The sequence below is a fragment of the Cupriavidus lacunae genome (assembly GCF_003353055.1).
GTDB lineage: Bacteria > Pseudomonadota > Gammaproteobacteria > Burkholderiales > Burkholderiaceae > Cupriavidus > Cupriavidus lacunae.
On the sequence record NZ_QKWJ01000072.1, the window covers coordinates 25,935 to 37,623 of the forward strand.

The 11,689-nt window shown below is 57.6% G+C and carries 10 protein-coding genes; 7 read left to right on the forward strand and 3 right to left on the reverse strand.

The genetic code is table 11. From position 1 onward, the window contains the following. Window positions 1-43 precede the first annotated feature (43 nt). Together DN412_RS33390 and DN412_RS33395 are read left to right on the forward strand one after the other, a co-directional pair. On the forward strand, window positions 44-235 hold the full coding sequence (locus DN412_RS33390) for a hypothetical protein (RefSeq protein ID WP_115215492.1): 192 nt from the start codon (window positions 44-46) through the stop codon (window positions 233-235). After that, window positions 225-1,931, forward strand: a complete 1,707-nt coding sequence (locus DN412_RS33395) for an ATP-dependent helicase (RefSeq protein WP_115215493.1) — start codon at window positions 225-227, stop codon at window positions 1,929-1,931. Before DN412_RS33390 ends, DN412_RS33395 begins: the two co-directional genes overlap by 11 nt. 87 nt (window positions 1,932-2,018) lie before the next feature. On the opposite strand, the gene DN412_RS45725 is transcribed toward DN412_RS33395, so the two are convergent. Continuing rightward, complete coding sequence (locus DN412_RS45725; protein WP_341868090.1) at window positions 2,019-2,378, reverse strand: hypothetical protein; 360 nt, start codon at window positions 2,376-2,378, stop codon at window positions 2,019-2,021. A 17-nt stretch (window positions 2,379-2,395) separates the two neighbouring features. On the opposite strand from DN412_RS45725, the gene DN412_RS45730 reads away from it, so the two are divergent. The 3 genes from DN412_RS45730 to DN412_RS44930 all read left to right on the forward strand — a co-directional run bounded on the left by DN412_RS45730 (window position 2,396) and on the right by DN412_RS44930 (window position 4,933). Beyond that, window positions 2,396-2,575, forward strand: coding sequence for a 3'-5' exonuclease (locus tag DN412_RS45730; protein WP_341868091.1), 180 nt, complete (start codon window positions 2,396-2,398; stop codon window positions 2,573-2,575). Between the two features lie 530 nt (window positions 2,576-3,105). Further along, a complete protein-coding gene (locus DN412_RS33405) occupies window positions 3,106-4,071 on the forward strand; it encodes a helix-turn-helix transcriptional regulator (protein ID WP_244222891.1) in 966 nt (321 codons plus the stop codon). Between the two features lie 517 nt (window positions 4,072-4,588). Then, on the forward strand, window positions 4,589-4,933 hold the full coding sequence (locus tag DN412_RS44930; RefSeq protein ID WP_244222892.1) for a transposase: 345 nt from the start codon (window positions 4,589-4,591) through the stop codon (window positions 4,931-4,933). On the opposite strand, the gene DN412_RS33415 is transcribed toward DN412_RS44930, so the two are convergent. Continuing rightward, the gene (locus DN412_RS33415) at window positions 4,830-6,197 is read right to left on the reverse strand and encodes a replication initiation protein (RefSeq protein ID WP_115215495.1); all 1,368 of its coding nucleotides are present in this window, start codon (window positions 6,195-6,197) and stop codon (window positions 4,830-4,832) included. The two genes, DN412_RS44930 and DN412_RS33415, sit on opposite strands and share 104 nt — an antisense overlap. Before the next feature lie 1,365 nt (window positions 6,198-7,562). On the opposite strand from DN412_RS33415, the gene DN412_RS33420 reads away from it, so the two are divergent. Both DN412_RS33420 and DN412_RS33425 read left to right on the forward strand, forming a co-directional pair. After that, a complete protein-coding gene (locus tag DN412_RS33420; RefSeq protein ID WP_115215496.1) occupies window positions 7,563-8,759 on the forward strand; it encodes a ParA family protein in 1,197 nt (398 codons plus the stop codon). After that, on the forward strand, window positions 8,760-9,746 hold the full coding sequence (locus DN412_RS33425) for a ParB/RepB/Spo0J family partition protein (protein ID WP_115215497.1): 987 nt from the start codon (window positions 8,760-8,762) through the stop codon (window positions 9,744-9,746). It begins immediately after the preceding gene. Window positions 9,747-9,781: 35 nt separating this feature from the next. On the opposite strand, the gene DN412_RS33430 is transcribed toward DN412_RS33425, so the two are convergent. After that, window positions 9,782-11,473: an IS200/IS605 family accessory protein TnpB-related protein gene (locus tag DN412_RS33430; RefSeq protein WP_244222894.1), complete on the reverse strand. Its 1,692-nt coding sequence runs from the start codon at window positions 11,471-11,473 to the stop codon at window positions 9,782-9,784. Window positions 11,474-11,689 lie beyond the last annotated feature (216 nt).

Here is an 11,689-nt window from a genome sequence, read left to right on the forward strand (position 1 = left end):
GCTGGCGGCACACCTCCCGAAACACTCACCGATTGACTGAGATATGAGCCTGATGGACGCCACGGTCGAATTCCAGACCGACCTCAATTCATTCAGCGAAGGGATTGTGATCGCGCATGACAACAGCACGGGCAGTCTCGTGATCCGTGACGCTGAAGGTATCCACTGGCGCGGCATCGAGGATCATATTGAAGTGATCGACCTCCCTTCTGAGCGGGCTGGCCATGCTGGATGAACTGAATCCCGCCCAGCGCGAGGTGGTGGAGTTGCGCCGGCATTGCGTCGCCGTGGCTTGCCCGGGTGCCGGCAAGACCAAGACCATCGCCACCAAGGCCGCAGTGCTGCTGGCCGAACCGAATGCCACGGTCGGCGCGGTGACGTTCAGCAAGGATGCGGCGGTGGAACTGCGCGACCGCATTCTGGCGCTGGCCGGCTCCGGGGCGAAGAAGCGCTTGCTGGCCGGCACCTTCCATTCGTTGTCTTACAAGCAATTGGGCGGCGATGGCAGCGAGCGCCCGGATATCGCCACAGACGGCGACCGGTGGGTGCTCGTGGGCCAGGCGCTGGAGGAAGCCGAACTGGACTGGAAGATCGAGGATGCGATTGGCGCGATTGAGGTCATCAAGACCAACTTCGGCGACGTTCAGGACGGCACCCACGAGGCCCGCCTGTATCGGGCCTACCAGCACGCCTTGGAGCGCAACGCCAAGATCGACTTCCAGGACATGCTGCGCCTGGCAGTGGAAGGCTTGCAGCGCGGCACCCTCAAGCCCTACCCCTTCACGTATCTCCTGGTCGACGAATTCCAGGACACCGACCCTCTGCAGTACCAATGGGTCGCCCTCCACGCACAGGCCGGCTCGATCGTGACAGTGGTGGGCGACGACGATCAAAGCATCTACGGCTTCCGGTCCGCACTGGGCTTTCGGGGGATGGAATCGTTCATCCGGCAGTTCGACGCCCAGCCTGTGGTGCTCGGCAGCAACTACCGCTGCAAGGCCGAGATCCTGGCCGCCGCAGACAAGGTCATCCAGAACAATCACGACCGGATCCCCAAGACGCTGGTGGCGCAGAAAGGTCCTGGCGGTATCGTTCAGTTCAACCGCTACGACGATGAGTATGCCGAGGCGGTTGCCGCCATCGAGGCGCTCGCGCCGGCCCTGCGTGAGGGGAAATCCGCCGCCATCCTTGCGCGCACAAACCGCATCCTCGACCCGGTCGAAGCCGTGTGCCGCTCGCATGGCGTGAAGTATTACCGCGCCTCCGGCAAGTCGATCCTTAGCCGACCCGAGGCAGCGCTAATGTGCAACCTGCTGGAAATTATCCAGAAGGTGAAGGCCAACGGGCTGGATGCGTTGCTCGGCTTCGCCGGCGTGGGTGCGCACGAACTCCGGCTGCTGCACAGCAAGCTCGGGCCTGCACTGGAACAGCGGCAGAAGAAGGAGCTTGTCGGGTTCGGCGTATCGGAGGAAACCGCCGACCGGTACCGCGACCTGATGAAGCGGTTGGCCGAATGGCGCTCGCTCTGCGATCGGCAGTTCTTCTCGCTCATCCTCGATGGCGTGAGGGAATGGATGATGCAACATGCCGCAGCCGACCAAGCACGTCGGGCGATTACTACAACCTATGACGTGCTCTCGCGGCTGAACGGCCCCTTCTCCGAGCGGCTGGAATTCCTGCGGCGGCAGAACAACGAGCTGGTTCCAGATGCCCTCGTACTGACAACGATGCACTCGTCAAAGGGACGTGAATGGTCAGCTACGTGGCTGATCCGCTGCGAAGAGACCGTGATTCCAGATGACGGAAGCACAGAAGCCGAAGAACGCAGACTCTTCTACGTAGCACTCACACGCGCCAAAGATGTGCTTGGCGTCAGCACGGCAAAGAAGAACCCAACATCACGCTTTGTCATCGAGGCGGGGCTGGCGTGAGCAGAGCCAAGTCGTCGCAATCATTTGCACGCCATGTACGGCAGGGCTTATGTCGGAAGATTGACGTATTGCAAGCCGCAATATGCTTTAAAGGCAGGAATCTAAAAGAAAGCAGAAATGGTAGCAAATTGCAGGGATCACCAGAAAGATGCCATTCCGCAAAAGAAGGATCTGATTACCAAGTCGACCGCGAACAAGTATCGCGACTTCAAGAAGAAGCTGGCGGAATGCCAAGCGCTCTGTGAACGCCAATTCTGTTCCCTCGTTCTCGATGGCGTGCGCGAATGGATGCTCAAGTTTGTGGCGGATGACCCGGGCAAACGCGCTATCAATACCACCTATGACGTCCTGACGCGGCTGAACGGTCCATTCTCGGAACGCCTTCTGTTTCTGCGCCAGAAGAATAGCAAACCGGCCGACGACGCCTTGGTGCTGACGACCATGCATGCCTCCAAGGGGCGCGGATGGCCGGCTGTTGTGTTATCCGAGCCGAGCAAATCATCGTTCCGGACGAAGCCAGTCCGGAGAGTGAGGAGCGTCGACTGTTCTACGTTGCCCTCACGCGCGCCCGCGACTGGCTGGAGATTGCTACGGCAAAGAAGATCCCGACGTCGTGGTGCGTTGTTGAAGCCGGGCTAACTTGATTTGTTAAGCAGCCTATCGTTCGTGGCGTCTGATGGTTGCGAGCTCCCTGCCATCGCGCGTGCCACAGCCGTCCGGCACTTCATTTTTCTGCCTAGCGTTGGCACTCAGATTTCAAGGAGGGATTGTTGAGCCCGTAGGCATCCTCAAAAGCGAAAAAAGCCTGGAGTTGCAGCCCCAGGCTTTGAATCGGCATTGACAAAAGGCGTAGCAGGCTTCAAATCCCTCTTGACTCGTCCAACAACAAGACAAGGGGAGTTTATGAAGCCCACCCTTCGTTGTCAATGCTCCCCACAAGTTTGCGCATTGATCGAAGAAGATGAGATATCGCTTCGTCGGGCTTCCTATTGCCCGAAGAACAACAACGTGTGGCGGTGTGCCGCACTCTCCGTGCCCTGTCGAATGCTACGGTTCGCAACCCAAGGCAGCCAGGTGGGATGCCGGCCGGCTGCCAGAGCGGATTCTCAGAGCGATCGCGTTGGTCTACGAGTCCGATGGACTCCGGGCTTTGCATATCACCAATCGCCAAGTCATGGCAACGCTCATCCGCTTCGCCCTGAACCAGAAGGATCCCACCTCGCTCGCCTTCATTAAGAAGGCGACGATTGCGCGGCACCTCGCGATTAGCGAGGCCACTGTCTATCGGGCGCTTGGCGCACTTGAAGATGCCGGGCTTATTGAGCGTGAACGGCAGCAACGCACGAGGGCGCAGCTCGAGGTCGTTGGGCGGATCGGGTTCACCGCAAAGTTGCTACAGTGCATCGGGCTCGCTGGCCGGGAGCTTGGGTACGCAGAACCTCGAACGGTCTCCGATGTGTCGCGGTCAAGTGCTGCGTGTCTCGCACCGGTGAGTGGCGTAAACAACCCCAAGCAGTCTTCTACGAAGAAACATTCCGGGCCAAGAGCCTTTGTGCAAATTGATGATCGGGCCGTGCCCATTGATCTGGCGCCTCTCGTGCGCGACCAAGAGCTGTCGACGTCTGCCCTCTTCCTTCTGATGCGGCTCGCGAGGGAGGCCGGCCACCGACTGTCGGACGTTGTCTCGGCAGCGGGCCATGTTCTTGGGCCGCTGCGGGGACGAGAACTGTTCGCCTACCTCAAGTCGCTCCTCGGAAAGCCCATAGACTATAGCTATGTCGTCCGAACTCGGAATGCCCAAGAAGACGAGAGGCGCGCAACCGCCGCTCAGGCGGCGCAGGACCGGCTGGAGGTTGCCCAACTCATTGAGCGATACCGTGGGCGACGGGTGTCTGCACCTGACGGTCGGATCTACGAGGTCGACTCGGCCTCGATTGTGATCACCGAGGCCAACGGTCGCCGAAGTTCAATAGGGCACGACCAAGCGCGCGCATGGCTGATCGAGATGGACAGAGCAGCGACTGGGCTCTCGCGTGCCCTGGCGCAGCCGTCGTCAGCGACACGGTCATCGTCGGCCATGGCACAGGCCGCTATTGAGCAACTTCGCAGCATCCTCGGTGGCAGACCTCCTGTTCCATAAAATCTGCTCAAAGTTGAGCATTGGATTTATCCGCACTTCGTTGACGCGGCTTTCCGCACTTCAAGGCAAGCAGGCGGTTTTCGGGTTTCTGCTATGCAGATCCGGCCGGCTGGAAACTGGCGCAAAACGGCACACGTGGCGCCACGATTCGCCTGGGTAGCGGCAAGGACGCAATGTCCGTCCGCGCTCGAGGCGAACATCGTTTTGGTGACGGCACGAAGTCTTCGCCGTGAGTTCCTGCACAAGACGACGTCGCGCCTGGTAGCGTCCTGCGCCGTCATCGCCACGGAAGAACTGCGCACACAGAATATGAGTCGTTCGGCAAAGGTTACGCAGGACAAGCCCGGCCGGATGGTCCGGCAAAAGGCCGGACTCAATCGCGAGATCCTGTCGGCTGGATTGAGCATGGCGCATAGCATGCTCGCGTACAAAGCGGTAGAGGCTGGTTACGCGGCTGCACGTTTCGAATACGCGCCAATTAAAGGCGTCGCAGCGCTGTGCCGCGTGTTGGGAGATTGTGCCCAAGACGCTCGCGCAACGCATGCACGTGTGCACGCACTGCGGACACACGGCTCCACGCGACCAAAACGCAGCATCGGTAGTCCTGATCGATGCGCATACGCCTGGAACGGGCGTAGCGGCGAGACCGAAACCGCTGGCGCGGCAACGCGCCAAGTCAAAGTCCGTGACCCGCGAAACCCCCGCTACAGCGTCGACAGACGCTTGGCGGTGGGAGAGTTCATGTAACGCTGGTGTGCTCAGATCAGACTTGCTGAGGCTGCTGCACCTACTCGCTTGGCGGCCTTCGCCGCCTTGTGCACGCGACTGGCCACGAAGCCTCCAAACGTGCTTCGAACATTAGGGTCATTGATGTGCTCATGCACGTTCAGGGTCGCCACGTTAAGTCTTCGCGCGAGAAGCTTGGCAGCCTGAGACTGACAAAATTCGGAGATCATGTCCGATTGCTGCTCAGTGGACAGCTTGTTGTAGGCTTCCCAACCGAAATCAGCTTCTCGTTGGTCGCGCTCGGCGCCAGCGGCCTTCACGCGGGCCTCGCGCTCAGCCATCTCCTGGTCAGCAGCCTTACGTGTTGACTCTGCAATGGCCGACTGATGATGAATCTGCTTGTCGAGTTCACCAAGCAAGTAGCCCTCGCGAAGGGCCTTCATGAAATAACCACCTGCTCGCACCTTCACCTTGCCAACTTTCACGTTGTGCCGGGTGTACTCCATGGCCTGGTGGATTCGCTCGTCGTTGTACAGGTCGCGGTTGGTAATGATCTCGTTGAATTCGGACTGGTTGAGCGCGAACTCTTTGCGCAACGTCTCATAGACGTTGCGAAGCACGATGAACGCGGTCTTTTGCTCGTTGGGCTGCTCGGTAACGTTCAATCGGAATCGGATTTGGCCGATTTTCTTTGAACCGGGCACATTAAGTGTAAGCATCTCAATGTGGAGTCCGGTCACTTCGCGAATTTCTGAGATGGCTACCTCAAGGACTTTACTTCGAAAGTGCTTGAAGAGATCATAGGTTTTCTTCTCGCACTCTAGCCAAGCTCGTAGGGCTTGAACTTCGAACCAAGGCGTGATGCCCTCAACCATGAATTGTTGTAGTCGGTCGTACAGGACCTTAGAGTGCACCGACTTGAATACATAGCGCAGGCTAAGAAAGTGGGAAGATTTTGGGTTCTTGATGGCGCGCTGTAGCCGTTCAGGAAGCTCGAAGATGAACTCCCCTTTTTCGATGAATGCTGAGCCCATTAGGGGCACTGCACCCCAGCGATCTTTGGAAGGGTCTTCGACGTCGATCTCGTTAAGCTCGATAGCCGCTTTCTGGGCTTCGCGAACGAGCTTGCTTAGGTGGCGTCTGTTGTTGCTCGTTGTGGCCAGAAGCCACTTGAACAAGCCGACATCGACCCGGTATTCGCGCCGGACTTCTTGGTCTTCAGCTACAAGAAAGTAAGCAACATCGATAAGGCGACGCCCTGCCAGACTGAGGTCGATGATTTTGACGAAGGCATTGCTGCGACGGAAGCCCAAATCCTTGGGTGCTTCCGTGACGCTCTGGCCTCGAGGAGCGAAGTCCTCGAACAATGCCAAGGCTAATTGTTGCGATGCGCTTTCCATACCACTCCCCTCCTTCGGGCAGGAGGTTGCAGGGGAAAGGTCGAAAAGTCAAAACATTTCTTGTGACTTTGCCTTCCTGTCGTTTGGTTGGGGTCCCAGCGATGGTGTGGGCGAGTTTGGTCAGCAATAGGAATTTCCCTTCGTCGCGGTTCGGGACAATTTTGGTGACCGTGCTATGGAGTCGGATGCCCGGTCCTGCGGTGGGGTTGCTCGACGTGCCCCGGTTTAAGATCAGTCTATAGGAGCGCGGGGTGGGTTAGTTTGTTGTTTTTATAAACAGAACACCACTTACTAGAGGCAGCAGGCTTGTCAATAAAATCAACGACTTAGTTTGGAAAGGTCACTTTTGTGGTTCCTAAGGTCGCCGATTTTGTCGAGCAAGGTTACTAGATGTGGTCGAAAGGACACCGGATTTGGCCGGGCCTCCCAGGTCGATGGACTGTCTGCTCTAACAAGGTCACCAAAATTGTCCTTAAGGTCACAAGAATTGTTCGATTCCGGGCCTAAGCCAAGCCCCACAAGGATCTGCGAGCGGTTTGTCCGACACACGGCCACAGGAATTGTATCTCTGCGGGCAAGGGCTTGATACGGAGCCACTGATGGAGCAAGGTCACCAAGACTGTCCGTAATTGCAGTAACAACAGGCCCGCTGAGATCGCTGGATTGACCCAATACACGGGCAACAAGGTCATCAGAATTGTCTGTCCGGCTACTGGAGTGGGAGCCAAGGTCACAAGATTTGTACGATCTGGGCCTCTAACTATCAGGCAAGGTCACCAGAATTGTGCGAGCTTCCCACAGGTTACTGGCTGAAGGCACATTGCGCAGCAGTCACCTAGGGAGTTGTCAACAAGGCGGCGGCCCTTTTTTGCCAGTTGCCGGTGATAAGTAGTCCGTAGCACCCAAAGTCGCCGGGCTTCATCAGTTGTTTTAAGGGAGAGCAACGCCCATAGGAACGTGGTGACCTTTACCGCACGGCGATGCGTACAATTTTGGTGACTTTGCCGGGCATGGTTGCTAGTAAAAGAACTCCGCCGCGGGCCCGACGCTAATCTGCAGAACCACAAAACAGTGAATTCGTACAATTGATGGTGACTTTGCCTATTACCCATGGATTCACCGGTCGTGGTGGGCCATTCGGTGTCTCCCGCGTGCCGTCTTTATGGAGGGGACGGCTTAAGTCAATCTTTTCCCCCAACGCGAGTTACGCTCTGGGCCGGCCTGGCCTCATCAGATACAGCGAACTGCGCACATAGAGCCCCTCTAGGCATCACTTTTTTGCCAAAAGTGCGTACAAATACGTGAAGTTTCCCCGTTGGTCGCGTATTCTACGTTTCATCCTGAATTTCACATGGAACGTTGAATATGGTGGTGAAGAGCGAATTAACCGAGATTGACCGGACTGTCACGATTGGTTCAATGAGTGACTTTTCGAAGAAGCTTCAAAAACTTACTGAGGAACTTCGCGAACATATCCTGGCACCTCGCCCTCGGAAAAGTCCGCCCACGTTCACCTCCACCCAGGTTGCCGAAATGTGCGGTATCGACCGTGCGCGGCTTCATTATCTGGCAACGAAAGACGGGAGCACACTTCCGGCGGGTGAGCTTCATGGGCGCGTACGCCAATTTTCGCTTGGTGAGACTCGGAAGTGGGTTCAACAAGCTTCACAGGTGAAGCCGTCCCCGCTACTAAGAAAAGGCGAAGCGGATGGCCGCGTTCTGATTTCTGCCAACTTCAAGGGTGGTAGCTGCAAGACGACTTCGAGTATGTGCTTGGCGCAGGGATTGAGTTTGCGCGGCCGCAAGGTGCTGCTGGTTGACTTGGACCCTCAGGCATCGCTGACCGAATTGTGCGGCCTGTATGCCGAGAAGATGATTGTTGAGGAAAGCACCGTTCTGCCGTACATCTACAGCCCTGAAGACTTTTCGCTTGAGAGCGTCATTCAGGAGACGTATTGGGACGGGGTTGATGTCATCCCTGCCCATCCATCTTTGTTCTCCGCCGAGTTTCATATCCCGGCGATGGCAAGCAAGTCGGCGAATTATCGCTTCTGGACGCTGTTACGTAAGGGCTTGGAGCCTCTTCGAAAAAAATACGACTATATCGTGTTGGATTCGGCACCTTCGCTATCCTACCTGACTATCAACGGCCTGATGGCTGCGGACGCCATGGTGATGCCTTTGGTGCCGGAAAGTCTCGACTTCATTAGCTCGGTATCGTTCTGGAGTCTGTTCTCCGATATGGCGGACAGCTTTAAGAACATCGAAGGAAACAAAACCTACGACTTTGTGAGCATTCTGCTTTCGAAGGTTGACTATGGCCTAGCGTCTTCGGCTCCGATAGTTCGCTCCTGGGTACAACGAGCCTATGGCGATTGGATGAGCCCAATTGAAGTGCCCGCGAGCTCCGTGATGAGTAACGGGGCTCTCGCACTTGCGACGGTCTTCGACATTAGTAAGTTCGAGGGCAGCAACAAGACATTCCAGCGTGTGCGGGTACCGTTCGACGAGTATTGCCGTTGGGTGGATGAGTTTTACGCCGGAAAGTGGGAGGACGCTTAAATGAATATGCGCAAGCGCATGCTGGAGCAAACCGCAAATTTGACTCCTGCTAATGAAATCAAAGTGGAAATCGCCCCCCAAGTTGCAGACCGTCCGAAGACTGCACCAGGGATGATGGCGGCCTTGAGTGCGGCACAGCTTCGAATTCAGGAATTGGAGTCCCAAGGGGCTGCAAGCACAGTTCCGGTCGAGAAAATTCGGCCGAATCCCTGGCAGCCGCGGATAAAGTTTGACGAGAGCAGTCTCACTGACCTTGCGGAGAGCATTAAGGAACTGGGCCTAATGCAGCCCATTCTCGTTCGACGGGTCACGCCGGATAACGGAGAATCCTATTTCGAGCTGATTGCCGGCGAACGCCGTTGGCGCGCTCACCAGGTGCTGGGTCTGCAAGAAATCAAGGCGCTCATCACGGACGCGTCTGATGCAGATATGGCCGTCCTCGCTTTGGCCGAGAATGTCAGCCGAGAAGACCTCACCGACTACGAGATTGGCAAGGCGATGCGCCGTGTCGAGAAGGAATTTCCAGACAGGAAGCGGATGGCTGAATCCATGGGGATGAGCCGGAGCACACTCTATCGATATTTTGCCTTCGACAATCTACCCGAATTCATGCGTGTAGATCTGGAGAAGAACCCTTCGCTTTTCAGCGGTACTGCGGCAAGTGACACTTACGCCGTGCTCAAGAAGCATGGCGAGCCAGCTATGGCAGGGGCTCGCGAGGTCTGGAAGCAACTTGTAGACGGTAGCCTTGAGCAGTCGAAGTTCGCCAAGCTGCTGGAGGCTTCGCTACTCCGTCGCGAAGCGACGCCTGTAACTTCCCAGCGTGACATTCATAAGGTCTATGCCGGTAAGACTCAAGCTGGCAGCATTACCAAGGACTCCGTGAGCTTTACCGTAAAGCTCAAGAGTGCTGTCCTGACTGCCGCTCAAGAGGAGCGGATACGAACGGTAATCAATGAACTTTTCGACGGAGGACCGCAACGGTAACGGTTGTCGTTTCCAGACTATTCGAACCGCTAACTTCACCAAGAACAAATCTGCTCACCGCGATCCGGTGAGCGGCTAGACTTGCTTCCCGCAGGGGTCACGGTGCCCCCGCTTGGCCCTCGCGGCATTTTGCCGCGGGACGTTCCGACCTTTTGCGCTACAGACGTTTTCTTCTGTGCGGCAACGATTGCGCGCCGGAACTTACCCAGAGCCACGTGGAGCTCATCCCAGGATGTGCCGCCGCCTTCCGCGCGATTCCTTGCAGGTAGCGGGAAGAGCACGGTCACACCCTTGACCGAAACCGGTGTCGATTTCAGCCTTGGAATGCCCTCCTTGTAGCCCTGCGAGCGCCGGGCAATTACGCCCGCAGCCGCTTTATGCACGCTTAGCCCGCGTGGCTTCGCGTATTTGATCTGCCCAGCCAGCGAGGTGTACGCCGGATTCACCTTGATCAACTCCACCCCGCGTCGGTGGCACTTCGACGCGAGCAACTGTCGATACTTTGCGTAGGACAGGCCTGACAGCGCCCGCGCTTGCGCCGGGCTCATCGTCGACATGTCCTTTTTCTTTTCGGTGAAGTCGAGGTCTTCGGCCGCAATGGGCTTTTCCGCTTGCAGCGCATGCTCGACCACGCCCTCCAGGGCATCCGACAGGAGGGCCGCGCGCTGGCCCGTGCTCTTGTCCTCCAGCGGCAGCTCGACCCGCCAAGACTGGATCATGTTGCCGCCGGGGTCGGTCTCCGTAACAGCCAGATGGTCCGCATTGAAGTCAATCCCGATCGCACCAAACTTGGCGCTGAGCGTGGAGATGGGCGCGGCCGGGCGGGCGAACGACACCATCAGCCGATAGCCCTTGTGGTCCTTGTGGANATTCACCTTGATCAACTCCACCCCGCGTCGGTGGCACTTCGACGCGAGCAACTGTTGATACTTTGCGTAGGACAGGCCTGACAGCGCCCGCGCTTGCGCCGGGCTCATCGCCGACATGTCCTTTTTCTTTTCGGTGAAGTCGAGGTCTTCGGCCGCAATGGGCTTTCCCGCTTGCAGCGCATGCTCGACCACGCCCTCCAGGGCATCCGACAGGAGGGCCGCGCGCTGGCCCGTGCTCTTGTCCTCCAGCGGCAGCTCGACCCGCCAAGATTGGATCATGTTGCCGCCGGGGTCAGTCTCCGTGACAGCCAGATGGTCCGCATTGAAGTCAATCCCGATCGCACCAAACTTGGCGCTGAGCGTGGAGATGGGCGCGGCCGGGCGGGCGAACGACACCATCAGCCGATAGCCCTTGTGGTCCTTGTGGATCAGCCACGAAAGCGGCTTGCCCTCACGCAGGGCCCAGCGCAGCGCGGGCTCATCGTACGGGAAGGAAAGGCCGCCGAGCACCAGATACTTGTCCTTGCCCGTGGGCTTCTCCACGGGACTACCATCGCATTCAGACTTTTCTTTGCCCGCAGCAATCACCGCATCGGGCAGTCGAATCCGAAGCGCGAGCAGTCCATCCTCGCCCACCGAGAGCGTGCAAGATTGATTGCCGCCAGTCTCGTCGCCGGAGCCGAGGAAGAAGCATCGATGATCCCGTGCCGCGCGCCAGTCGGCCAGCCACTCGGCGCGATTCCTGTAGCCGTTCTCCGCTAGATTAAACTGCTTCTGGAAAAGCTTTCGAGAACCAAAGCAGATGCCCGGGACATTGGCTTTTAGGCGCCGCTGAAGTTCCGCGATCTTGCGCTCCATGCGCTTGACCTTCAGTTGCAACTTGCGCTGCTGCGCTGTCCAACGTCGGAAAACCTTCGTGGTAACGGCAATCCGCTTCGCGTCGAGATCCGCGAACTTCTTGTCAAAGCCTGCGACTCGCTTCTTCAGCTTTTTGAGCGCAGCATTTCTGTCCTTGACGTTTTGCTTGAGCAACTCGCGCACGCTGTCGATGGAGCCTTGCAGATCGTTCGCAAG